Genomic DNA, 22,602 nt, shown 5'->3' with positions numbered 1-22,602 from the left:
CGAGGCGCACCGGTCCACGGATCCGCCCGAGCAGTAGCTGCCCCGCCCCACACCCCGCCAGGCCACGCTCGGCGGGGGCAGGGGCATGTCACCGACCCGGTTCCAAGGGTCTCGACGGGCTCGACCTCCGTGTGGTCGCCGCCCTGCCTACCTTGCTGGGTCTCGACGAGCTCGACCACCGTGTGATCGCCGCCCTGCCTACCTCGCCGGGTCTCGACGAGCTCGACCACCGTGTGATCGCCGCCCTGCCTACCTCGCCGGGTCTCGACGGGCTCGACCGGCGTCTGGACACCGCCCTACGCCACTCACCGGGTCTCGACGAGCTCGACCGCCGTCAATCACCGCCCTGCACCGGCTGCGGGGGGCTCGACGGGCTCGACCTCCGTGTGGTCGCCGCCCTGCCTCACATCAGGAGGGGGTGGAGCAGCGGCAGGCGGCGAGGGCGGCGGCGAGGTCGTCGAGGGCCTCGCGGGCGTCGAGGGTGTCTGGCAGGTCGATCCGGTCGGCCAGCACGGCGAAGGCGAGCGGGGTGCCACGGGCGTCGACGAGGACGCCGGCCAGGCCCGAGACGCCGCTGAGGGTGCCGGTCTTGGCGCGGACCCGCGACCGCGGCACCGGCGGCGCGTCCTCGAACCGGGCGGCCAGCGAGCCCGTGAAGCCGGCAACGGGCAGCCCCGTCAGCGTGGCGCGCAGGTCGGGCTCGTCGTCGTCGGCGGCGACGCGGAGAACGTCGACGAGGGTGCGCGCGGTCAGCACGTTCTCGCGGGACAGGCCGCTGCCGTCGAGGACCCGCGCGCCGGTGGTGTCGACGCCCAGCCCCTCGAGGGTCGCCACGACGGCGGCCGTGCCGGCCGTCGAGCTGCCCCGCCCCTCGACCGCGAGGCCGACGTGCCGGGCCAGCACCTCGGAGGCCTCGTTGTCACTGGTCTCGACGACGTGCTCGGCGATCCGGGCGAGCGGCGCGCTGGCGACCGAGGCGAGGACCTCCGCGTCTGGCGCAGCGCGCCGGGCGGCGGGCTCCCCCACGACGCGGACGCCGGCGTCGGCGAGCGCCGCGGCGAACGCGTCGGCCGCGGACCGTGCCGGGTCGGCCACCCGGCCGAACCCGCTGGGGTCGCGGCCCTGGTCGACCCACAGCGCGGTGATCGGCGAGACCACCCCGTCCGGCACGTAGCTCGCCGGCCAGCGGGGGTTCACCGCCGGACCGCGGAACAGCGAGTCGTCGTAGCCGACGCGCACCTTCTTCCGGCCCCCCAGCGCCTGCGCGGTGGCCCGGGCCAGGGCCCGCACGTCGGCCTGCTCCGGCCAGGCACCGGGCTCAGGCGCCCGGGCGAGCAGCGGGTCGCCGCCGCCCACCAGCACCACCCCTCCGGGGCCGTCGGCGACGACGGTCGTCTCGAAGACGTGGTCGGGGCCGAGCACCTCGAGCGCGGCGGTGGTGGTGAGCAGCTTGGTCGTGGACGCGGGGACGGCCGCGGCGCGGCCGGCGGTCACCGGTGCCTCGTCGCCGCCCAGCGTCGCCACCGCGGCCGAAACCCGGGGTCCGAGGTCCTCGTCGCCGAGGTACTGCTCGAGCACGCGGCGTACGGCGGCCGGGCGGAGCTGTGGCCCGGTGGGGTCGAGGACCGCACCGGCGGCCGGGTCCAGCGCCTCGGGCGCCTCGACCTCCGGGAGGTCCAGTCCGGGGGGCGGCGGGACCGCGGCCGGCGAGACCGGCTCGACGCCGGTCCCGAACCAGCGGGGCCCGAGGTCGAAGCGGTACGACGCGGCTGCGGCACCGATCAGGGCCAGCACGAGGACCACCGGCAGCCACCGCCAGAGCCGCCGCAGGGACCCGCCGCCGTCGTGGCGTCGGTCACGTCTGCCCACCCTCGGCCCCTTCCGGCTGTGTGTCGGGGCACATTGTGCGCGACACTGTGCCCGGCGCCCCTGCCGGGCCCCACGACCCGCGCGGCCCCGACGGTGCGGCGGGTGCCCATTCTGATACGACGGTGGAGGAAAGACGTGCTCGAGTTCGACGTACTGGTGGAGATCCCCAAGGGAGAGCGCAACAAGTACGAGGTCGACCACGAGACCGGGCGCATCCGCCTCGACCGGATGCTCTTCACCTCGACGGCCTACCCGGCCGACTACGGCTTCATCGAGGACACCCTCGGTCAGGACGGCGACCCGCTCGACGCCCTGGTGATCCTGCAGCAGCCCACCTTCCCGGGCTGCCTCATCGCCTGCCGCGCCATCGGAATGTTCCGCATGACCGACGAGGCCGGCGGTGACGACAAGGTCCTCTGCGTCCCGACGCACGACCCGCGCCTCGAGCACCTGCGCGACATCAACCACGTCTCGAAGTACGACCGCCTCGAGATCCAGCACTTCTTCGAGGTCTACAAGGACCTCGAGCCCGGCAAGTCCGTCGAGGGCGCCGAGTGGGTCGGTCGCGACGCCGCCGAGGCCGAGGTGCGAGCCTCGTTCGAGCGCTTCAAGAAGAACGGTCACTGAGACTTCTCACCCGATCGGTCCCAGGACCGGTCAGGTCGGCCGGACCGCGGTGAACCAGCACACCGCGCCGTCCGGCTCGACCGCCACCTCCGTGAGCCCGGCCCCGGCCAGCCACGCCTCCAGCCCGGAGGTCGTGCAGCCGGGGCCGAGCACGTTCGCGGCGCGGCCGAGCCGCAGCAGCGGCGCGTAGCGCAGGCCCGCGTCGGTCACCAGGGTGCTGCCCGTGAGCCGGCCGTCCGGCGCCAGCACCCTGGCCATCTCGGCCACGGCGCGCTCCGGGTCCGGGAAGCAGTGCAGCCCCGTGAACGAGACGACCCGGTCGAAGCTCCCGTCGTCGAAGGGGAGCGCCCCCGCGTCCGCGACACAGGTCGTCACCTGGTCGGCGACGCCCCGTGCCCGGGCGACGGCCGCCGACCGCTCCAGCATCGTCGGCGCGATGTCGGCGGCGACGTAGGTCAGTCCCTGTCCCGGCCGCACCCCGTGGAGGGCGACCCCGCCGCCGCACGGCGGTCGAGCACGCGCGCCCCCGCCGGCAGGTCGCCGAGCAGGCCCGCGGCGGCGTACAGCAGGCCGAGGTCGCTGCCCAGCCCGAGCCGCCACAGCGGCGTCCCTGCGCGGGGATGGCTGACGGTCCAGTCGTAGACCGTCGCCCACAGCGGGTCCTCGTGCCAGCCGCCGAGCAGCCGGCCCACGCGCGGGAGCCGCACGCCGGTTCCCCCGGACCTCAGTCGAGCAGCTCGGGCGAGCGGAGCATCTCGCGCGGCACCCCGAAGGCGTCGACCAGGTCGACCGCCAGCGGACGCACCTTGCGGCACAGCCCGTTGACCTCGCGGGTGATGGCCCGGGACCGCTGCGCGGTCATCCGGCCGTGCTCCATGAACCACGCCCGGTCGGCCTCGATCGTGGAGAGCGCGTGCAGGTCGCTGAGCAGGGTGAGCGCGACCCGCAGGTCGCCCGGCGGCAGCGCGCGGACCTTGGCCACGAACGCCTCGAGCACGATGCGCTCGACGTGGGCGCGGGCGGTGGCGATCACGTGGTCCTGGACCCGGGAGAACACCTCGCCGGCGTTCATGCCGTTGTCGATGCCGCGCTTGAGCCGGCGCGCCACGCCGGCGAGCATGTGCTCCTCCCGGTAGCGCAGCATCATCAGCTGGTACTCCGGGTCGAGGAGGCCGGCCTCCTGGTCCCACTCGTCGCCGCCAGGCAGCAGGTCGCGGACCCGCTCGATCAGCTTGTGGACATTGCTGCGCTCGAGCACCGTCTCGACGGCGAGGCCGGCGACGAGCCGCACCATGCCGAGCTGGTCGACGTCCTCGAACTCGCTGGCGTAGTCGGTGAGCAGCCCCTTGGCGACGAGCTGCAGCAGCACGTGGTTGTCGCCCTCGAAGGTGGTGAAGACGTCGGTGTCGGCCTTCAGCGCGGCGAACCGGTTCTCGGCCCGGTAGCCCTGGCCGCCACAGGCCTCGCGGCACTCCTGGATGGTGCGGGTGGCGTGCCAGGTGCCGAGGGCCTTGAGCCCGGCGGCGTCCGACTCGAGCTCGCGGCGGCGGTGCTCCTCCTCGCCCTGGGTCGGCGCGTCGGTCGGCGAGAACACGTCGTGCAGGGCGGCCGCGACCTCCTCCTGGGCGAAGTGGAGCGCGTAGGTACGGGCCAGCAGCGGCAGCAGCCGGCGCTGGTGGATGCCGTAGTCGAGCAGCAGCTCCTCCTCCCCGTCGGAGGTGGCGTCGAACTGGCGGCGGCGGTCGGCGTACCGGACCGCGATCGTCAGCGCGACCTTGGCGGCGTTGATGCCGGCGCCGCCGACGCAGACCCGGCCCTGCACGAGGGTGCCGAGCATGGTGAAGAACCGCTTGTCGGCGTTGTCGATGGGGCTCTCGTAGCGGCCGTCCTCGGTGACCGAGGCGAACTGGTCGAGCAGGTTCTCGCGCGGCACCCGCACCTGGTCGAAGGTGATGCGGCCGTTGTCGACGCCGTTGAGGCCCATCTTGAGCCCGTCGTCCTCGATGGTGACGCCGGGGAGCAGCTCGCCGTCCTTGCGCAGCGGCACGACGAGCGCGTGGACGCCGTGCCGCTCGCCGGCGACCTCGAGCTGGGCGAAGACGACCGCGAGCTCGGCGTGGCGGGCGGCGTTGCCGATCCAGTCCTTGCGGGCGCCGGGGTCGGGCGTGGTGACCACGAACTCCTGCGTCTCCGGGTCGTACGACGCGACCGTGCCGAGGGCCTGCACGTTGGAGCCGTGGCCCACCTCGGTCATGGCGAAGCAGCCCATCAGCTCGCCGGTGATCAGCCCGCGCAGGTAGGCGTCGTGGTGCTTCTTCGTGCCGAGCTGGAGGATCGCGCCGCCGAAGAGCCCGAACTGCACGCCGACCTTGACGAGCACCGACAAGTCGCCATACGCGAGCGTCTCGAACGCCGCCACCGACGCGCCGACGTCACCGCCGCCGCCGTACTCCTCGGGGAAGCCCATCCCGGTCTGCCCGGTGGCGGCCATCGCCACCACGAGGTCGCGGACCCGGTCGCGGAACTCGTCGGTGCCCATGGTCTCGGCGTCCTCGAGGACCGCGGCGTGCTCGGCGAGGTTGCGGCGGACGAGGTCGCGGACCTCGGCGTACCGGCCGTCGAGGAGCCTGGTCAGCTCCGCGACGTCGACGGTCGGCTGGGCGTACTGGTCCCCCTCGGCCGGGGCGAGCGTGTCGGTGGCCATGTCGGCGAACCTACTCGCCCGTACCAGCCGGGCACCTCCGAATGTGACGCGCCGGACTCCGCCCGACTGGGTCGCCCGGGGCCGTGCGGGGTCAGGAGGGGTCGTCGCTGCTGCCCCGCGAGCCGACCGGCACCGCGGAGGTCGTGGTCGTGGGATGCGAGGACAACCCGTGCCGGTCGAACCTCTGCCCGCTGGCGAGGCCGCCGAGGTAGAAGGAGACCAGGGCGATGAGGATGCCGGCGACGTCGTCGGCGACGTAGTGCCAGCCGAAGTAGAGGGTGGCGACGATGGTGACGAAGAAGTTCGCCCAGGCGACCCAGTGGAGGATCCGCGAGCGCAGGGTGTACTGCACCATCAGCGCGACCAGCAGCGTGATCGCGGTGTGCAGGCTCGCGAAGCCCGCGACCGACTGCACGGCGCCCTCGATGCCCGTGCGCATCACGCCCTGCCGGGCGTAGAACAGCGCCTCCATCAGGTCGGAGGTCGGCGTGTGGGTGAGGTCGGCGTACAGCCACGGGTAGCGGAAGCCGGGGCCGAGCGTCGGCAGCGCGTAGTACGACGCAGTGCCGAGCGTCCACGCCAGGCACTGCGAGGTCGCGAACCAGTAGCCGAAGGAGATGTTGCGCGACCAGATCAGCCAGGCGGTGAGCGCCAGCGGCACCAGCGGCAGGAACCACAGGTAGATGGTCGAGAGGAAGTGCGCGGTGAAGGTGGTGCCGAGGACCGCGTGCAGCACGTTGGCCGGCTCATTGCCGAAGAACAGCGCGGTGTCGACGAGGTGCAGCTCCCGGTCGTACTTCGTGTCGCCCATGATGAAGGGCAGGAAGGACTTCAGGTTCCGGTAGCTGACGTAGACGATGTAGAAGCAGACGACGCCGAGCGCCACCAGGGTGAGCCGCTCCTTCGTCCAGTGGGAGCGCCACCGCGCCGCGATGATGGGCGGCATCTTGCGGGGGTCCAGCTTCGAGTACCACAGCGTGCGCGGCAGCATGTCGAGCAGCAGCGCGCCGAGCAGCAGCAGCGGCAGCCGGAGCCACGACGGGCCGAGGAACGATCCCTCCGGGTCGGCGAGCCCCTTGTCGAGGATCAGCGCCGAGATGATCGCCAGCCCGCCCATGAGGGCTGCATTCCCGACGAGGAGTGCGTAGGCGCGGCGGTACACAAGAGCCCAGTGTAGGGACTCCGCGCGGACGGAGCGCCGCCCGGGCTCGGCCGGTGTCAGGCGGGCATCAGGAAGGGCCGACCGCGGCCAGCCGGGTCGGGTCGACCGCGAGCCGCACCCTCTCCCCCGGCCCCGGGTGGGCGTCGAGCGGCGCCACGGCCTCGACCCGGCCCACCGCGTCGAGGTCGACCTCGAGCCGGACCTGCTCCGGCGTCGTGCGCGACGAGAGCACGGTCGCGGCGAGCGGACCCTCCGGGGCGACTCGCAGCGCGGAGCGGCGCAGGGCGACGGCCTCCGTCGCGGGCAGGCCCGCCGCCGTGGACACCCGGGCGCCGGCGTCCCCCTCCAGCACCCGGGCGTAGCCGAGGAACAGCGCCGTCTCGGTGTCGACCGGACGGCGCCACACGGTGTCGATCGGCCCCTCCTGCACGACCCGGCCCGCGCGCATCACCGCGAGCCGGTCGGCGACGGTGAACGCCTCCTCGTGGTCGTGGGTCACCATGAGCGCAGTGCTGCCGGCCTCCCGGAGGATCCGGCGCAGGTCCGCGGCCAGCCGCTGCCGCAGCCCGGCATCGAGCGCCGACAGCGGCTCGTCGAGCAGCAGCAGCCGCGGCTCCCCGGCCAGCGACCGCGCCAACGCGACCCGCTGCCGCTCGCCGCCCGAGAGGGTCGACGGCAGCCGGTCGGCGTACCCGGCGAGCCCGACCAGGTCGAGCAGCTCGGCCACCCGCGCGTCGGTCCCGCGGGCCCGTCGCAGCCGCAGCGGGTAGGCGACGTTGCGCCCGACGGTCAGGTGGTTGAACAGCTGCCCGTCCTGGAACATCAGCGCGAACCCGCGCCGGTGGGTCGGTACGCCGGTCACGTCCTCGCCGTCCCAGCAGGTGCGGCCGCCGCCGGTCGGCTCGAGCCCCGCCACGGCGCGCAGCAGGCTGGACTTGCCGCAGCCGGACGGGCCGAGCACCGCCAGCACCTCTCCGGTGGGCAGGTCGAGCGAGACGTCGACGACGGCCGGCGCGCCGTCGTACGCCACGGAGACCTCGCGGAGCTGGAGCACGTCAGAAGGCTCCCAGACTCGGCACCCGCAGCCGCTCGACGGTCAGCACCACGACCGCGGTGACGGCGGCCAGCACCACCGAGGCGGCCAGCGCCATCCCGTAGTTCAGCTCACCCGGCCGGCTCAGCAGCCGGAAGATCACGACCGGCAGGGTCGGCGACTCGTCGCGGGCGAGGAACGAGGTCGCGCCGAACTCGCCGAGCGAGACCGCGAAGGCGAAGCCGCTCGCGGCGAGCAGCGGCCGCCACACCACCGGCAGGTCGACCGTCCAGAACGTCCGCCACGGGGAGGCCCCCAGCGACGCGGCGGCCTGCCGCTGCCGGTCGTCGATGCCGGCCAGCACCGGGACGATGGTGCGGACCACGAGCGGCAGTGCCACCAGGGCCTGGGCGATCGGCACCAGCAGCGGCGAGTCGCGCAGGTCCAGCGGGGGCTCGTCGAGGGTGATGAGGAAGCCGAAGCCCAGCGTCACCGCGGAGACGCCGAGCGGCAGCATGAAGAAGGCGTCCAGGCCGCCGCGGATCCGGCGCTCGGCGCGCGACCGCGACCGGCGGGTGACGACGACAGCGACGAGCAGGCCCGTCGCCAGTGCCATCCAGGTCGCGTCGACGGCGGTGCGCAGCGACGTCGTCAGCGCCTCGGTGACCGGCGCGACCAGCGCCTGCTGCTCGCCGGACGTCGTCAGGGCACGGTAGTTGGCGGTCCCCCAGCCGCCCGCCACCCGCAGCGAGCCGGCGACCAGCGCCACGATCGGGGTGGCCACGAACGCCAGCAGCGCGACCGTGGCGGCCAGGGCCGGCAGGTCGCCCCGCCCGGGCCGCCGCGGCCGCGGCGCCGACCGGGCCACCCCGGGGTCCGGCACCGCCCGCAGCCGCTGCGCCACCAGCAGCAGCGCGGCGACCACGAGGATCTGCAGCACCGAGAGCGCGGCGGCGGCCTGCAGGTCGAAGACGCTGGTGGTGAGCAGGTAGATCTCGGTCTCGACGGTCGCGTACCGGACTCCGCCCAGGGTGAGCACGATGCCGAAGGCCGTCGCGCAGAACAGGAAGACGACGCTGGCGGCGGAGACGATCGCCGGCCGCAGCGCCGGGAGTGTGACGGTGCGCAGCACCTGCCACGGCGACGCCCCGAGGCTGGCCGCCGCCTCGGCGGGCCGGGGGTCCAGCGACTCCCAGCTCGCGCCCACCGCCCGGATGACCACCGCGACGTTGAAGAACACCATCCCCGCGACGATCGCGGCGGGCGTCTGGTCCAGGCCCAGGAAGCCGAGCGGGCCCGACTCGCGCAGCAGCTGGCGGAAGGCGACCCCGACGACGACCGTCGGCAGCACGAACGGCACCAGCAGCGCCGCCCGCACCGCCCTGCGGCCGGGCAGGTCGAGCCGGTGCAGCGCGAACGCCGCCGGCAGCCCGAGCGCCACCGACAGCAGGGTCCCGGCCGCCGCCGACCAGACGGTGAACCACAGCACCCGGTGGACCCGGTCCCGGGCGAGGACGTCGAGCACCTCGCCCGGCGCGAACCGGCCCTCGTCGAAGAAGCCCTGCGCCACCATCCCGGTGACCGGCAGCACGAAGAACACCCCGACGGCCGCGACCGGCACCAGGGCCAGCGCGGCGAGGGTGAGCAGCCGCCGGGTCATGGGTGGTCCCGCCGGACGCTCAGCGGGTGACGAGGTCGCGCCACTCCTCGAGCCACGCGTCGCGGTTCGCGGCGATCTCCGACGGCTCGAGGGTGTACGGCGACTCCGGCTGCTCGGCGTACCGGGCCCAGTCGGCGGGGAGGTCGACCCCGTCGGCGACGGGGAAGACGTACATGCTCTCCGGCAGCGCGGCCTGCACGTCGTCGGAGAGCAGGAACTCCACCAGCGCCCGGCCGCCCTCGGGGTTGTCGGCGCCCTCGAGGACGCCGGCGTACTCGACCTGGCGGAAGCAGGTGTCGAGGAGCGCGCTGGTGGTCGACTCGTCGGCCCCCTTCGGCACGGTGAAGGCTGGCGAGGAGTCGTAGGACAGCACGACCGGGCGGGTGCCCTTCTCGCTGCCCTGCGTGAACTCGCCGAAGTAGGCGTCGGTCCAGCCGTCGACGACGAGGGTGTCGTTGTCGAGCAGCCGCTCCCAGTAGTCCGGCCACGCGTCGCCGTACTCAGCGACGGTCGCCATCAGGAAGGCAAGGCCCGGCGAGCTCGACAGCGCCGACGACGTCACGAACAGCCCCTCGTACGCCGGGTCGGTGAGGTCCTCGAGCGACGTCGGCGGCTCGAGGTCGCGCTCCGCGAACCAGGCCTCGTCGACGTTGACGCACACGTTGCCGTTGTCGACGGGGAACAGCCGGTCGGCGGCCTCGCCGTCGAGGGCGTACTCGTCGGCGCCGGCGGGCAGCGTCACGTCGGCGGTCGCGAAGACCCCCTCGTCGAGGGCCCGCGAGGCGAAGGTGTTGTCGACGCCGAAGGCGACGTCGCCGGTCGGGTTGCCGGCGGTGAGGACCAGCTTGGTGGTGAGGGTGCCGGCGTCGCCGGCGGCGCGCACCTCGAGGTCGTGGCCGGTCTCGCGCTCGAAGGCACGGACCAGCTTCTTCGGCAGGCTGAACGACTCGTGCGTGACCAGCACGACCGGCCCGCCGGCGGTCTGGCCGCCCTCCTCGGGGGCGGGCGCCGGGTCGTCCTGGGCGACGACGGTGCAGGACGACAATGCCAGCGCACCCATAGCGGAGGTGGTGGCGGTGAGCGCGAGCGCGCGCGGCACGGAACGGACGGACTTCATCGGACTCCCTATCGCCGGTGCTAACCGGATCAGGTTCGGAGGGTCTGCGGCGGTTCCCGCACTCTCAGCACGCCCGGGCGTGCTCCCCTGTCTGTGGCGTCCAGCCTACGACGCCGGCGGTCGGCCGGATCCGGGGCCCGTCCCCAGCCCTAGGCTGGGCCCGTGCCCAGCCGCCGCCACGACCTCCTCGCCTACGCCGTCCCGCGGCTGCGCAAGGCCCGCGACCTCGACACCGAGGAGCGCGAGCGGGCCCGGGTGATGCGCTGGCACGCCGGCCTCGACCGGACGTTCCCGACCCGGCTGGTGCGGCGCTTCGACCGCCGGTTCACGCTCCGCGAGGAGGACGCCGGCGGGTTCCCGTCGTACGTGATGGAGCCGCGCGGCGTCGCCGTCCGGCGCACCGTCGTCTACGTCCACGGCGGCGGCTTCATGGCGCCGATCGACCCCTTTCACGTCAGGTACGCCGCCCGCCTCGCCCGCGGGCTGCAGGCGCGGGTGGTGCTGCCCGACTACCCGCTCGCGCCCGAGCACACCTGGCGCGACTCGTTCGACGCGATGACCGACCTCGCGGCACGCTGGTCGGAGCCCCACAACGGCGGCGGCGCGGGCACGGTGCTCGCCGGCGACTCGGCCGGCGGCGGCTACGCCCTGGCCCTGGCGCTGGCGCTGCGCGACCGGGGCGGCCCGCAGCCGGCGCAGCTGCTGCTGCACGCGCCCTGGGTCGACCTCACCGCCAGCACCCCGGAGACGGTCCACGTCGCCGACCACGACCCGTGGCTCTTCCTCGGCAAGATGCACGCCTACGCCGCGTGGTGGGCGGGGTCCGAGGAGGACCTGGCCCGGCCCGAGGTGAGCCCGGCGCTCGGCGACCTGCGCGGCCTGCCGCCGGCGCTGATGTTCTGCGGCACCCGCGACCTGCTCGTGCCCGGCTGCCGGCTGCTGGCCGACCGGGCCGCCGCCGCCGGCTGGGACCTGCGCTACCTCGAGGCGCCCGACCTGATCCACGTCTTCCCGCTGCTGCCCTTCATCCCCGAGGCGCGGCGCGCCTGGCGGCACACGCTGGAGTTCCTGCGATGACATCCCGCACGAGCCCCCGATGAGTCTCACGAGCCTGTCCTTCGACGCCCTCGACGCGCACACGGCGTACGACGCGTGGCGGCTGCGGCAGGACGTCTTCGTGGTCGAGCAGGAGTGCCCCTACCCCGACCTCGACGGCCGTGACCACGAGCCCGGCACCCGCCACGTCCTGCTGCGCGACGGCGACCGGCTGGTGGGCTACGCGCGGGTGCTCGACGACGGCGACGTGTGGCGCATCGGCCGGGTCGTGCTGGCCCGCGAGGCGCGCGGCCGCGGCCTCGCCGACGGCCTGGTGACGACCGCGCTCGCCGACTGCGTCGGCCGCGACGTGGTGCTCGACGCGCAGTCGGGGCTCGTGGGCTGGTACGCCGGGCACGGCTTCGAGGTGGCCGGGTCGGAGTTCCTCGAGGACGGCATCCCGCACGTGCCGATGCGGCTCAGGCAGTCCTGACGCCCGGGTCGGCGACCGGCCCGAACACCACGACCCCGTCGGGCCCGGTCTCGCGGGTCGCCCGGCCGCGGGTGACGAGCAGCTCGAGGTGCGCCTTGGTCTCCAGGGCGGCGAGCGCGGTGTTGAAGACGTCGAGCTCGGCGAGGCTGCGGGCGTGGCGGGTCCACGGCAGCGCTCCGGCGACCTCGACGGCGCTGAGGGCACGGTCGCCGGCGGGGCCGGCGGCCAGAGCCTCCGCGCACAGGTCGAGCCGGGCGTCGTGGTGGGCGAGCAGCTCGTCGACCCGGGCGTGGGTCGAGGCCGCGACCGGGCCGTGGGCCGGGAGCAGCCGCAGGTCAGGCAGACCGCGCACCTTGGTGAGCGAGGCGAGGAAGTCGCCGAGCGGCTGGGCGGCGGGGACCGGCTCGAAGCCGATCGACGGGGTGATCGTGGGCAGCACGTGGTCGCCCGCGAACAGCAGCCCCGAGGGCCGGTCCGCGAAGACGTAGTGGCCCTGGGTGTGGCCGGGCGTGTGGACCGCGCCGATCGTGCGCGAGCCGACCGTGAGCTCGCGGTCCCCCTCGAGCCAGGCGTCGGGGTACCCCCACTGGCCGAGGTCCGGGCGGCGGCCGTCGGTGAACTTCTGCCACTGACGGGCCACGTCGACCGCGCCCGCGGCGACCAGCAGGTCGACGGTCGGGTCGCTCCCGTCCTCCCGATGGGCGCCGTGCAGCAGGTCCAGGGTGGGCTTGTCCCCCAGGCCGAGGCTGACGTGGGCGCCGCACTCGCGGGCGATCACCGACGCCTGCGTGTAGTGGTCGCGGTGCACGTGGGTGACCAGGAAGCGGGTGATGTCGTGCACGGCGTACCCGATGCTGTCGAGCGCCTCCTCCAGGAGCCGGCGGCTCTCCGCCAGCGCCCAGCCGCCGTCCACGAGCGTGAGCCCCGCGTCGGTCTCGAGCGCGTAGACGTTGACGGCGCGCAGCCCGTCGTTCGGCAGCGGCAGCGGGATCCGGTGGACGCCGGGTGAGACCGGCCACGCGCCGGGATCCGACCAGTGGCGTCCGGAGTCCGGTGACACCGCGTGGGCGGTGTCGCTCGTCGCGGTCATTCGCGGGACTCTACGGCCCCGGGGCTGTGCGAGGGATGGCATCCCGGGGGTCCGGGTGCCCTAGGGTCGTCGGGTGGCCGGGACCGGGACCGAACGCGCGATGACCAGGGACGAGGGGTGGTTCGCCCTCTCGCTCCTGCTGCTCGCCGTCGTGACGGTCGTCGACCTGGTGACGCCGCGGAACAACCTGTCCGTCGCGTGCGCCGCGGCCCCGTTCCTCGCCGCGGCCACCTGCAACGCCGGTCGCGCGCTCCTGGTGGCCCTGGCCTCGCTCGGCGCCGGCCTCGCCCTGGTGGTGACCAACCGTGAGGACGCGCTGTCCGACACCACCCGCGTGGTGGTGCTGCTGCTCGCTGCCGTCCTCGGACCTCTCGTGGCCCGCACCCGGGAACGCCGTGAGCGTCAGGTCCGCGACCTCGCCCGGGTGGCGCGGGTCGCGCAGGAGGCGATCCTGACGCCCGTGCCGCCGTCGGCCGGGGTGCTGCGACTCGCCACGGCGTACGAGTCCGCCAGCCGGGAGGCGCAGCTCGGCGGCGACCTCTTCGCGGCAGTCCGCACCGACGACGCCACGCGCCTGCTGGTCGGCGACGTCCGCGGCAAGGGGCTGGACGCGGTGAAGACCGCGGCGCTCGCGCTGGCGCTGTTCCGCGAGGCCGCCCACCGCTTCGACTCCCCGGAGGGGATCGCCCGCCACTGCGACGAGCAGCTGCGGCCGCAGCTGGCCGACGAGGACTTCGTGACCGCGATCTTCGCCTCCATCGGCGACGACGGCTGCGTCGAGTACGTCAGCCACGGCCACCCGGCCCCGCTGCTGGCCCGCGCGGACTCGGTGGCGCCGGTGGAGGTCGAGAACCCCGGCCTCCCGCTGGGGCTCGGCCTCGAGGGTCTCGGCCCCGGGACCGAGCAGATCGCCCTCGAGGCCGGAGACCGGCTGCTGTTCTTCACCGACGGACTGGTCGAGGCCCGCGACCGCCAGGGCCGCTTCATCGACGTGATGGAGCTGGCCGCCGACCTCGGCACCGCCGACTTCGACCGGGTGCTGCCGAGCCTGCTGCTGCGGCTCCACTCGGCGGCCCCGCAGATGGACGACGACCTCGCCCTGCTGCTGGTCGAGTACGACGCACGTGAGGAGCCGGCCGCCACCCCGGAGACCGAGGCCGCCGCACCCGCCTGAAATGGCGCGCGGGCGCCCCACCGACCGGTGGGACGCCCGCGCAGCGCTGAGGGAGGTTCAGCCCTCGTTGACGGAGCGCTTGAGCGCGGCGCCGGCCTTGAACGCGGGGGCCTTGCTCGCGGCGATCTTGATCTCCTCGCCGGTCTGCGGGTTGCGGCCGGTGCGGGCGGAGCGCTCGCGCACCTCGAAGGTGCCGAAGCCCGGCAGGGTGACGCTGTCGCCCTTGACCAGGGTGGAGGAGATGCCGTCCACCACGGCGTCGACGACGCGCTCGGCCTGGGCCTTGGTCAGCTCAGCGGCCTCGGCAACGTGCTCGACGAGCTCGCGCTTGTTCATGTGTTCAACCTTTCGTCTGGGGTCGTGCACCGCCTCCGGTGCACGTGCCTGCGGACCTCGCCCGCGGGCCTGGGGTGGCCGGGACGCGCCCGGCCGGTGCCCACAGGGGCACACGACCGCACACCCTAAGCGCCTCGACCCCCCGAATGGTGCACGTGGCCCGGATTTCGGGGCGTCGGGACGTCCGGCGGGGTCCTCCCGACCCGACTTGACGGATGGCTCAGCGACGCCGATCAGCGACGCGGGGCGAGCCGCCGCAGCTGTACGACGTGGTCGGGGGTCAGCTCGTCGAGGGTGCGGACACCGAGCAGCTTCATGGTCCGCTCGACCTGGCCCGCGAGGATCTCGATGACCCGGTCGACGCCCTCGCGCCCGCCGGCCATCAGGCCGTAGAGGTAGGCCCGACCGACCAGCGTGAAGCGGGCGCCGTGCGCGACGGCCGCCACCACGTCCTGGCCGGACATGATCCCGGTGTCGAGGTGGACCTCGACCTCCGGATGGTGGGCGCCGAGCGCCGCCACGACCTCGGGCAGCAGGTGGAACGGGACCGGGGCGCGGTCGAGCTGGCGGCCGCCGTGGTTGGACAGCAGTACGGCGTCGACGCCGACGTCCGCGCAGCGGCGGGCGTCGTCGACGGTCTGCACGCCCTTGACCACGACCTTGCCTGGCCACTGCTCCTTGATCCACGCGAGGTCGTCGAAGGTCACGGTCGGGTCGAACATCGTGTCGAGCAGGTCGGCGACCGTGCCCGACCACGCGTCGAGCGAGGCGAAGGCGAGCGGCTCGGTGGTGAGGAAGTTGATCCACCAGGCCGGGCGCGGGACGGCGTTGGCGACGGTCCGCGGCGTCAGCGTCGGCGGGATCGTCATCCCGTTGCGCACGTCCCGCAGCCGGGCCCCGGCCACCGGCACGTCGACGGTGACCAGCAGCGTGTCGTAGCCGGCCCTCGCGGCCCGGTCGACCAGCGCCATCGACCGGTCGCGGTCCTTCCACATGTAGAGCTGGAACCAGTTCCGCGCCCCCGACGAGGCGGGTGCAGCGGCGGCCACGTCCTCGATCGAGGTGGTCCCCATCGTCGACAGCGAGAACGGGATGCCGGCCGCGGCCGCGGCCGTGGCGCCGGCGATCTCCCCCTCCGCCTGCATCATCCGGGTGAACCCGGTCGGAGCGATCCCGAAGGGCAGCGACACCCGCTTGCCCAGCACCTCGCGCGACGTGTCCACCTCGGAGACGTCCCGCAGGACCGCCGGGCGGAACTCCACGTCGGCGAAGGCCTCCCGGGCGCGCACCAGCGAGACCTCGCCGTCGGCGGCGCCGTCGGTGTAGTCGAACGCCGCCCGCGGCGTCCGCCGCTTCGCGATGCGCCGCAGGTCCTCGACGGTCAGCGCCTTCGCCAGCCGCCGCTCCTTCGCCGACCAGGTCGGCTCCTTGAACTTCAGCAGCGGTGCGAGGTCGCGCCGGCGAGGCAGCTGTCGCTTCATGCGGTCACTCCATCACGTGGGCCGCGCCACTGACGTCGGCACCGGCGCGGACCCCGGCCTGCCCGACCACCGGGCCGGTGGCAGCATCGACCGGCGAGCCCCCCACACGAAGGAGCCCCCCTTGATCTTCATCACCGCCAAGTTCCGCGTCCTGCCCGAGCACGCCGAGGCGTGGCCCGAGATCTCGCGCGACTTCACCGAGGCGACCCGCGCCGAGCCGGGCTGCCTGTGGTTCGACTGGTCGCGCAGCATCGACGACCCGAACGAGTACGTGCTGGTGGAGGCGTTCGCCGACGGCGACGCCGGCGCCGCCCACGTCGGCTCGCCGCACTTCAAGCAGGCCCAGGCGGACCTGCCGCAGTACCTGCAGGAGACCCCGCGCATCGTGAACTTCGAGGTGCCCGGCACCGAGTGGTCGGAGCTCGGGGAGATGGCCGTCGACCGCTGACCTCGGCCGGCGTGGAGGTGGCGATGCCCCCACGTGTTGCCGCCGTTTTCCGCGTTCCCGGCAAGTCCGCCGCCGTCATCGACTAGCCTCGCGTCAGGCCGCGGGGGAAATGATCTGCGACCGCGGTCTACGTTCATCCCGGGGGACGGACCGAAGGAATTGCGCATGCCCTCCGCCGCCCGCACCGGCACGCCCGACGTCGAGAGGTACGACGTCCTCCACCGCCCGCCGCGCCGCGACCTGGTCGCGCTGGCGGAGATCGCGGCCCAGGTCGCCGGCGCACCGATGGCCACGGTGAACCTCTTCACCGACTCCGAGCAGCACCAGGTGGCGACCGCCGGCTTCGACGCCGCCGTGTGCGACCGCAAGGACTCGATGTGCGCGCACGTGGTCGACTCCCGCGAGGCGATCGTCGTCGAGGACGCCCGGCACGACCCGCGCTTCCGCGACAACCCCTTCGTCTGCGGCCCACTCGGGTCCGTCCGCTTCTACGCCAGCCACCTGCTGACCGCCCCGTCGGGGGCGCCGATCGGGACGCTGGCGGTCTTCGACACCGAGCCCCGGTCGTTGGACGCCGAGGCGCGGGCAGCGCTTCAGGCGCTCGCCGACCGGGTGGTCGACCTCCTGGAGCTCGACCTGCGCACCCGCGAGCTCGAGGCCACGGTGCACCGGCTGGAGGTGGTGCAGGCCGACCTCGAGCGCTCCAACGGCCGGCTGGCCGGGTTCGCCGGACAGGCCAGCCACGACCTGCGCAACCCGCTGGCGGCGCTGACCTTCGCGCTGTCGGACATCGAGTACCGCCTCGAGTCGGCGGCCGGCGCGGGGACCGTGGAGGACCCCGAGAAGCTGCTCTGGCTGGCGCAGCGCGGGTCGGCCGCCGCCGCCCGGATGGAGGGGCTCATCGGCGGGATGCTGGCCTTCGCGCGGCTCGGTGGTTCGGCGCGGCACGTCCCCGTCGACCTCGGCACGGTGATGACCGAGGTCCGCGAGGACCTCGCCGAGCTGCTGCGGGGCGCCACGCTCTTCGACGGCGAGCTGCCCACGGTCACGGGCGACCCCGTCCAGCTCCGGGCGGCGCTGCAGAACCTCGTCGCCAACGCGGCCAAGTTCACGCTGCCCGGCCACGCGCCGGTCATCCGGGTCTCGGCGGAGCGCTGCGAGAGTGGCTGGCGGGTGGCCGTCGCCGACCGGGGGCCGGGCGTGCCCAAGGGGCAGCGTCACCGGATCTTCGAGCCGCTGGCCCGGCTCGACGAGCGCGTCGAGGGGATCGGCCTGGGACTGGCCACGGTCACCCGCATCATCGACGCCCACGGCGGCGACCTCGGGGTCGAGGAGAACCCCGGCGGCGGTGCGGTCTTCTGGTTCACCGTCCCGGACTGACCGCCCGCAGCCGCTGACCCCGCCTACGCCTCCCCGCGTGACCAGCGCAGCCAGGCCTGGAAGCCGCCGGCGAGGTCGGTGGCGCGCGCAAGGCCCAGCCGGCGCAGCGTCGCCGCGGCGAGGCTGGAGCTGAAGCCCTCGTTGCAGACCACGATCACCCGGATGTCGGTGTCGACGGCGACATGCAGGTGGAACGGGCAGCTCGGGTCGAGCCGCCACTCCAGCACGTTGCGGTCGACGACCAGGGCGCCCGGCAGCGCGCCGTCGCGCTCGCGCTGCTCCCACGGCCGGGTGTCCACGACGACCGCCCCCGCGGCGATCTCGGCGTCGAGGTCCTCGGGGAGGACACGGTCGAGACCCTCGCGGGCGACCTCCAGCAGCTGGTCGATGCTCGCTCGCTCTCCCTGGTCCATGGCGTCCATGGCGACCCCTCGTTGCTGTCCCCCGGGGCAGGTCAGCCCGGCACGGCGAGCCCGACGACGTGCCAGGTCAGGCCCCGGTGGCGGTAGCGCTCCCGCAGCGGGCCGGCTGCGGCCGACTCACGGAGCGCCTCGGGGTCGTGGAGGTAGGTGCGGAAGGTCCAGCCCCGCACCCTGAAGAACAGGTTGGCCACCGGGAACAGCACCCGGGTGACCGGGTTGCGCGGCGGGTGGCTGAAGACCAGCAGCCGGCGCGCGTGCCCGGCCGCCACGCCGAGCAGCCGCTGGTGGTCGGGGTAGCAGCAGACCACCCGGTGCAGCACCACGATGTCGTGCGGCTCGACGGCGCCAGGATCCTGGGCGAGGTCGACCTGCTTGCGGGTCATCCGCTCGGCGAAGCCCGCCTCCCCGGCCAGCGCCCGGGCGTCCTCCTCGTAGGAGTCCACGAGCTCGAGGTTGGTCGCCCGGGTCGCGCCGCGTCGCAGCAGCTCGACCTGGATGTCACCGACCCCCCCGCCGATCTCGAGCACCGACGCGCCCTGGACGCCCCCGTGCTCGACGAGGAAGTCGACCATCCGGCGGGCGGTGCGGTCGAGGCCGCGGCGGCGGTAGCGGCGCGCCAGCGAGCGCGAGAACCGCGAGCCGAACATGTCGCGGTACCCCGACGGATCGCAGCAGCCACCCATACCCGGAGTATTCCGCCACCGGCGGGGTGAGGGAACCGCCCGGACGGGCCGTTCTGGTCAGTCCGGTCAGTACGGTGTCGTCCGCGCCATCGCCAGCGCCCGCTTCCTCGAGAACGGCGCGCTCTGCATCACCAGCCACGGCCGGCCGATCCAGAGGTAGGCGTCGACGTGGCGGCGGGCGCGAGTCCGGTTGGCGTCGGTGAGCCCCCAGCGCTCGTCGGCCACCTTCGTGGTCGGCGGGATGCCGAGCGTGACGCACACCCGCTCGTCCCTGGTCTCGCACACCTTGGCGTTGTTGGGGTGGGAGCCGCGGTAGTCGTTGAAGTTGAACGGCTGGCCGTTCTCCGACGTGCTCACCACGAAGTGCCGGTCGGGGATGCCGCGGCGCTCGAGCTCGGCCACCACCTTGGTGCCGTGGGCGATGTTCTCGTCGGTCGAGGTGTAGTGGGTGACGTTGAGCGCGAAGCCCCGCACGTGCTCGACCCCGGCCCGGACCAGGAGCTCCGCGGCGGTCTCGGGGTCGTCCTTCGGCCAGTCCGAGGCGCCGGCGTCGATGTAGGTGGCGGCGTTGGGAAGCTCGGCGAACATCCGGGCGGCGTACGCGATGAGGCGTGAGTAGACACGCGAGCCGCCGGGCGCCATGAGCGCGAACGGCCCGTCGGGCTGGAGGATGATCGCGGCGTGCGCGTCGCCGGTGGCCGCGGCGAAGTTGCGGATCCACCGCTTGTACTGACGTCGCTCCTTCCTCGTGGGCAGCCGTTCCTTGGCCTCCTGCTGCCAGGGCACCATCCGATACACCGTCATCTGCGACAGCACCTCGGGGTCGCCGCCGGTGGAGTTCTGGATGTGGTCGCGCACCTTGGCGCCGATCTCTTTGGGGCTGCCGGTCCAGGCGCCGAACCACCGCGCCTTGGGCCGCAGCGCGATCTTGCCGAGCAGCTTCTTCTTGCGGCCGGTGGCGTTGACGTACGGCGCCCACGCGAGCTCGCCGGGCCCCTTGTAGACCCCCATCCGGCGGCCGGCCAGCGGGTTGTCGGAGGCCGCTCCCGCCGCTTCGGGCGCGTGGGCCGTGGGCGCAGGCTGCGGCTCCGCGGGCGAGCCGCCCGCGGGCACGGCGAGGCCACCGAGACCGGTGAGCAGCAACGTCGCCGCCACCAGGCGGCACCGCGCGCGGCGGGAGGCCGGGCTGGAAGTGGTGCTGGGCATGGACTTCCTCCCGAGATCGATCGGCCGGGCCCCTCCGGCCGTCACCCCTTCACCTTGCCCCGGGTGCGGCCCTGCTGTCAGCGGTTCCGGGGCAGCGGATCGGGTGCCGTTCGGTCAGGTCGCGGCGTCGAGGAGCGGGCTGAGGTGGCGGGTGCCGAGCGCCCGGGCCGCCTGACGGGCGCCCGCGCGCAGCGCGTCGTCCACGTCGCACCCGTCGAGCGTCGCGGCCAGGACGCCCGCCATGAACGCGTCACCCGCGCCGTTGGTGTCGACGACCTCGGCGACCGGTACCGCGGCCACGCGGTGCTCGGCGTGACCGGCCGACACCGCGACCGCGCCCGAGGCGCCGAGCGTGCACACCGCGAGCATTGCGCCCTCGTCCACGAGCCGGTGCAGGAAGCCGACCGGATCCGGCTGCCGGTCGGCGTTCATGAAGACGTGGGAGGCGGCCGCGAGGAACGGTCGGTGGTAGTCGTCGGTGCCGTTGTAGTCGTGGACGTCGGTCCACACCGGCAGCCCGGTCTCGGCGACCGCGGGCAGCAGCGCCCGGGACCGGTCGGACAGGTCCATCACCGCCACCCTCGCGCCGGCCAGTGCTGACGTGAGCTCCGGGCCCGGCGGGGAGGCGTCGGCCGGCGGGACGTCGAGGTAGAGCGACACCCGGCCGCCGTGGGCGTCCATCAGGTTGAGGTGGCGCTCGGTGGGACCGTCGGCGACGACAGCGTCGACCGCGACCCCCGCCTTGCCCAGGGCGTCGAGGACGAGGCGACCGCGCTCGTCGTCACCGACGACGGTGTGCAGCAGGACGCTGCGGCCGAGGTCGACGAGGTGCAGCGCCTTCCCGGCCGACGTGCCACCCACCGTCTCGTGGGCACCGCGCGCGAAGACCATGTGCGGCTCCGGCCTCGGCAGCACGTCGAGGTCGACCATCTGGTTCCACGACGCCGGCCCGCAGACCACCACCTCGGGACCCACCGCACCACGCTCCACGCCCACTCCTCACTCGTCAGGTGCGAGAAGTGTGCCGTCTCGGGTGGCACCGGTGGTCGAGGTGCGAGCGCAGCGAGCCTCGAGACCCCGACGCCGGCGCAGGGCAGCAACCACCCGGCGTACCGAGGTCTCGACGAGCTCGACCGACGGGGCCACCGCCCTGCTTCCGTGCGCCGGAGCGGGTCAGCTCCAGTCGACGGAGAAGTAGCTGGTCTCGCGGAAGGCGCGGATGCCCTCGCTGGCGCCCTCGCGACCGAGGCCGGACTGCTTGACGCCGCCGAAGGGCGCCGCGGGGTCGCTGACGAGGCCGCGGTTGACGCCGACCATGCCCGCCTCGAGCCGCTCGGAGAGCTGCAGCGCCCAGCGCAGGTCGCGGGAGTAGACGTAGGCGGCGAGGCCGAGCTCCGAGTCGTTGGCCTGGGCGAGCAGGTCCGCCTCGTCGTGCCAGCGCACGACGGGCGCGACCGGGCCGAAGGCCTCCTGGCGGACGACGTCGGCATCGCCGGGAACGTCGACGAGCACCGCCGGCGCGACGAAATGGCCGGGAAGGCCGGGCACCTCGGCGCGGTGCGCCACCCGGGCGCCCCGGTCCAGCGCCTCGGCGACGAGCGCCTCGACGCCGTCCTTCGCCCGCGCGCTGATGACCGGGCCGATCGCCGCCTCGTCGAAGGCGCTGCCGACCGTGAGCGCCTCCACAGCGGCGCCGAACTGCGCCACGAACTCGTCGTGGACCGCGTCGTGGACGTAGAACCGGTTCGCGGCGGTGCAGGCCTGGCCGCCGTTGCGGAACTTCGCGATCATCGCGCCCTGCACCGCGGCCGCCACGTCGGCGTCGGCCGCGACCACGAACGGCGCGTTGCCGCCGAGCTCCATCGAGGAGCTGACGACGCGGTCGGCGGCCTGCGCCAGCAGGTGCCGGCCGACGCCGGTGGAGCCGGTGAAGGAGATCTTGCGGACCCGCGGGTCGGCCAGCCAGCCGCCGACCACGGCGGCCGGGTCGGTGGTGTGGACGATGTTGACCACGCCCGCCGGCACACCGGCCTCCTCGAGCAACCTGCCCAGCAGGATCGCGGTCAGCGGCGTCTCGGCGGCGGGCTTGAGGACCACGGCGCAGCCGGCGCCGAGCGCCGGCGCGATCTTCCGGGTGGCCATCGCCGCGGGGAAGTTCCACGGCGTGACCAGGGCGGCGACGCCGACCGGCCGGGAGGTGACGATCGTGCGGGTGCCGCCCGCCGGCGCCTCCTGGTAACCACCGTCGAGCCGCACCGTCTCCTCGGCGAACCAGCGGAAGAACTCCGCGGCGTACGTCGCCTCGGCGCGCGCGTCCGCGAGCGACTTGCCGTTCTCGGCGCTGATCAGGGCGGCGAACGCGTCGGCCCGCTCGGTCATCAGCTCGAAGGCGCGACGCAGTACCTCGGACCGGCGCCGGGGCGGCGTCGCCGCCCACGCAGCCTGGGCGGCCGCGGCGGCGTCGACCGCGGCCGTGGCCTCGGAGGCGCCGCCGTCGGCGACGTCGGCCAGGTGGACCAGCGTCGCCGGGTCGTCGACGGGGAAGGTCCGTCCGTCGACGGCGGCCACGTGGTGGCCGCCGATCAGCAGCCCGCTCGCGGCGTCGAGCGCGGCCACGGTGTCGCGCACGTCCGCGGGGACACGGGTGTCGGGTGCCGGACGGTCCAGCGTGGTGTCGGTCAT

22 protein-coding genes and 1 riboswitch are annotated in these 22,602 nt (G+C 74.2%); of the genes, 6 read left to right on the top strand and 16 right to left on the bottom strand.

What is annotated here, in order from left to right; genetic code table 11:
• Window positions 1-408 precede the first annotated feature (408 nt).
• A complete protein-coding gene (dacB, locus tag ACFP2E_RS10250; RefSeq protein WP_378522505.1) occupies window positions 409-1,869 on the bottom strand; it encodes a D-alanyl-D-alanine carboxypeptidase/D-alanyl-D-alanine-endopeptidase in 1,461 nt (486 codons plus the stop codon).
• 135 nt (window positions 1,870-2,004) lie between these two features.
• On the opposite strand from dacB, the gene ACFP2E_RS10245 reads away from it, so the two are divergent.
• Window positions 2,005-2,496: an inorganic diphosphatase gene (locus tag ACFP2E_RS10245; RefSeq protein WP_378522504.1), complete on the top strand. Its 492-nt coding sequence runs from the start codon at window positions 2,005-2,007 to the stop codon at window positions 2,494-2,496.
• 30 nt (window positions 2,497-2,526) lie between these two features.
• Here the strand turns inward: ACFP2E_RS10245 and ACFP2E_RS10240 are convergent, their stop codons facing one another.
• The 7 genes from ACFP2E_RS10240 to ACFP2E_RS10210 all read right to left on the bottom strand — a co-directional run bounded on the left by ACFP2E_RS10240 (window position 2,527) and on the right by ACFP2E_RS10210 (window position 10,172).
• The gene (locus tag ACFP2E_RS10240) at window positions 2,527-2,973 is read right to left on the bottom strand and encodes a class I SAM-dependent methyltransferase (RefSeq protein WP_378522503.1); all 447 of its coding nucleotides are present in this window, start codon (window positions 2,971-2,973) and stop codon (window positions 2,527-2,529) included.
• Complete coding sequence (locus tag ACFP2E_RS10235) at window positions 2,952-3,203, bottom strand: hypothetical protein (protein ID WP_378522502.1); 252 nt, start codon at window positions 3,201-3,203, stop codon at window positions 2,952-2,954. The genes ACFP2E_RS10240 and ACFP2E_RS10235 overlap by 22 nt, the downstream gene beginning before the upstream one ends.
• A 17-nt stretch (window positions 3,204-3,220) precedes the next feature.
• Window positions 3,221-5,200 (bottom strand): acyl-CoA dehydrogenase, encoded by a 1,980-nt coding sequence (locus ACFP2E_RS10230; protein WP_378522501.1) that lies wholly within the window; start codon window positions 5,198-5,200, stop codon window positions 3,221-3,223.
• A 91-nt stretch (window positions 5,201-5,291) separates the two neighbouring features.
• Window positions 5,292-6,362, bottom strand: coding sequence for a phosphatase PAP2 family protein (locus tag ACFP2E_RS10225; protein ID WP_378522500.1), 1,071 nt, complete (start codon window positions 6,360-6,362; stop codon window positions 5,292-5,294).
• 67 nt (window positions 6,363-6,429) lie between these two features.
• Entirely contained in the window at window positions 6,430-7,416 is a 987-nt protein-coding gene (locus tag ACFP2E_RS10220) for an ABC transporter ATP-binding protein (RefSeq protein WP_378522499.1), read from the bottom strand.
• A 1-nt stretch (window position 7,417) separates the two neighbouring features.
• Complete coding sequence (locus tag ACFP2E_RS10215; RefSeq protein WP_378522498.1) at window positions 7,418-9,055, bottom strand: ABC transporter permease; 1,638 nt, start codon at window positions 9,053-9,055, stop codon at window positions 7,418-7,420.
• Between the two features lie 19 nt (window positions 9,056-9,074).
• The gene (locus ACFP2E_RS10210; RefSeq protein ID WP_378522497.1) at window positions 9,075-10,172 is read right to left on the bottom strand and encodes a thiamine ABC transporter substrate binding subunit; all 1,098 of its coding nucleotides are present in this window, start codon (window positions 10,170-10,172) and stop codon (window positions 9,075-9,077) included.
• Window positions 10,161-10,271, bottom strand: a riboswitch (TPP riboswitch). It overlaps the preceding gene by 12 nt.
• 63 nt (window positions 10,272-10,334) lie before the next feature.
• On the opposite strand from ACFP2E_RS10210, the gene ACFP2E_RS10205 reads away from it, so the two are divergent.
• Window positions 10,335-11,249, top strand: coding sequence for an alpha/beta hydrolase (locus tag ACFP2E_RS10205; protein WP_378522496.1), 915 nt, complete (start codon window positions 10,335-10,337; stop codon window positions 11,247-11,249).
• A gap of 19 nt (window positions 11,250-11,268) precedes the next feature.
• Window positions 11,269-11,700 (top strand): GNAT family N-acetyltransferase, encoded by a 432-nt coding sequence (locus ACFP2E_RS10200; protein WP_378522495.1) that lies wholly within the window; start codon window positions 11,269-11,271, stop codon window positions 11,698-11,700.
• Here the strand turns inward: ACFP2E_RS10200 and ACFP2E_RS10195 are convergent.
• Window positions 11,687-12,790, bottom strand: a complete 1,104-nt coding sequence (locus tag ACFP2E_RS10195; protein ID WP_378522494.1) for an MBL fold metallo-hydrolase — start codon at window positions 12,788-12,790, stop codon at window positions 11,687-11,689. The genes ACFP2E_RS10200 and ACFP2E_RS10195 overlap by 14 nt on opposite strands.
• A 73-nt stretch (window positions 12,791-12,863) precedes the next feature.
• On the opposite strand from ACFP2E_RS10195, the gene ACFP2E_RS10190 reads away from it, so the two are divergent.
• Window positions 12,864-13,964 (top strand): PP2C family protein-serine/threonine phosphatase, encoded by a 1,101-nt coding sequence (locus tag ACFP2E_RS10190; RefSeq protein ID WP_378522493.1) that lies wholly within the window; start codon window positions 12,864-12,866, stop codon window positions 13,962-13,964.
• A 57-nt stretch (window positions 13,965-14,021) separates the two neighbouring features.
• Here the strand turns inward: ACFP2E_RS10190 and ACFP2E_RS10185 are convergent, their stop codons facing one another.
• Window positions 14,022-14,330, bottom strand: coding sequence for an HU family DNA-binding protein (locus ACFP2E_RS10185; protein ID WP_378522492.1), 309 nt, complete (start codon window positions 14,328-14,330; stop codon window positions 14,022-14,024).
• A gap of 203 nt (window positions 14,331-14,533) precedes the next feature.
• Window positions 14,534-15,781, bottom strand: coding sequence for an alpha-hydroxy-acid oxidizing protein (locus tag ACFP2E_RS10180; protein ID WP_378522491.1), 1,248 nt, complete (start codon window positions 15,779-15,781; stop codon window positions 14,534-14,536).
• Between the two features lie 121 nt (window positions 15,782-15,902).
• On the opposite strand from ACFP2E_RS10180, the gene ACFP2E_RS10175 reads away from it, so the two are divergent.
• Both ACFP2E_RS10175 and ACFP2E_RS10170 read left to right on the top strand, forming a co-directional pair.
• On the top strand, window positions 15,903-16,229 hold the full coding sequence (locus ACFP2E_RS10175) for a putative quinol monooxygenase (protein ID WP_378522490.1): 327 nt from the start codon (window positions 15,903-15,905) through the stop codon (window positions 16,227-16,229).
• Between the two features lie 165 nt (window positions 16,230-16,394).
• Complete coding sequence (locus ACFP2E_RS10170) at window positions 16,395-17,609, top strand: ATP-binding protein (protein ID WP_378522489.1); 1,215 nt, start codon at window positions 16,395-16,397, stop codon at window positions 17,607-17,609.
• Between the two features lie 23 nt (window positions 17,610-17,632).
• Here ACFP2E_RS10170 and ACFP2E_RS10165 read toward each other — a convergent pair whose 3' ends face one another.
• The 5 genes from ACFP2E_RS10165 to ACFP2E_RS10145 all read right to left on the bottom strand — a co-directional run bounded on the left by ACFP2E_RS10165 (window position 17,633) and on the right by ACFP2E_RS10145 (window position 22,602).
• Window positions 17,633-18,031 (bottom strand): rhodanese-like domain-containing protein, encoded by a 399-nt coding sequence (locus ACFP2E_RS10165; protein WP_378522488.1) that lies wholly within the window; start codon window positions 18,029-18,031, stop codon window positions 17,633-17,635.
• Between the two features lie 32 nt (window positions 18,032-18,063).
• A complete protein-coding gene (locus tag ACFP2E_RS10160) occupies window positions 18,064-18,678 on the bottom strand; it encodes an SAM-dependent methyltransferase (RefSeq protein WP_378522487.1) in 615 nt (204 codons plus the stop codon).
• A 102-nt stretch (window positions 18,679-18,780) separates the two neighbouring features.
• Entirely contained in the window at window positions 18,781-19,920 is a 1,140-nt protein-coding gene (locus ACFP2E_RS10155; protein ID WP_378522486.1) for a glycoside hydrolase family 6 protein, read from the bottom strand.
• Between the two features lie 114 nt (window positions 19,921-20,034).
• A complete protein-coding gene (locus tag ACFP2E_RS10150) occupies window positions 20,035-20,910 on the bottom strand; it encodes a carbohydrate kinase family protein (protein WP_378522485.1) in 876 nt (291 codons plus the stop codon).
• A 183-nt stretch (window positions 20,911-21,093) separates the two neighbouring features.
• Window positions 21,094-22,602, bottom strand: coding sequence for an NAD-dependent succinate-semialdehyde dehydrogenase (locus ACFP2E_RS10145; protein WP_378522484.1), 1,509 nt, complete (start codon window positions 22,600-22,602; stop codon window positions 21,094-21,096).

Source organism: Nocardioides sp. GCM10027114 (genome assembly GCF_042659625.1).
In the GTDB taxonomy this organism is placed as follows: domain Bacteria; phylum Actinomycetota; class Actinomycetes; order Propionibacteriales; family Nocardioidaceae; genus Nocardioides.
This window is presented reverse-complemented; position numbering and strand designations above follow the sequence as displayed.

Coding starts and splice junctions, on each gene's coding strand:
- ACFP2E_RS10230 (WP_378522501.1), bottom strand. CDS start 5,200: ATGGCCACCGACACGCTCGCCCCGGCCGAGGGGGACCAGTACGCCCAG.
- ACFP2E_RS10215 (WP_378522498.1), bottom strand. CDS start 9,055: ATGACCCGGCGGCTGCTCACCCTCGCCGCGCTGGCCCTGGTGCCGGTC.
- ACFP2E_RS10210 (WP_378522497.1), bottom strand. CDS start 10,172: ATGAAGTCCGTCCGTTCCGTGCCGCGCGCGCTCGCGCTCACCGCCACC.
- ACFP2E_RS10200 (WP_378522495.1), top strand. CDS start 11,269: ATGAGTCTCACGAGCCTGTCCTTCGACGCCCTCGACGCGCACACGGCG.
- ACFP2E_RS10195 (WP_378522494.1), bottom strand. CDS start 12,790: ATGACCGCGACGAGCGACACCGCCCACGCGGTGTCACCGGACTCCGGA.
- ACFP2E_RS10180 (WP_378522491.1), bottom strand. CDS start 15,781: ATGAAGCGACAGCTGCCTCGCCGGCGCGACCTCGCACCGCTGCTGAAG.
- ACFP2E_RS10170 (WP_378522489.1), top strand. CDS start 16,395: ATGCCCTCCGCCGCCCGCACCGGCACGCCCGACGTCGAGAGGTACGAC.
- ACFP2E_RS10165 (WP_378522488.1), bottom strand. CDS start 18,031: ATGGACGCCATGGACCAGGGAGAGCGAGCGAGCATCGACCAGCTGCTG.
- ACFP2E_RS10160 (WP_378522487.1), bottom strand. CDS start 18,678: ATGTTCGGCTCGCGGTTCTCGCGCTCGCTGGCGCGCCGCTACCGCCGC.
- ACFP2E_RS10155 (WP_378522486.1), bottom strand. CDS start 19,920: ATGCCCAGCACCACTTCCAGCCCGGCCTCCCGCCGCGCGCGGTGCCGC.
- ACFP2E_RS10145 (WP_378522484.1), bottom strand. CDS start 22,602: ATGACCGACACCACGCTGGACCGTCCGGCACCCGACACCCGTGTCCCC.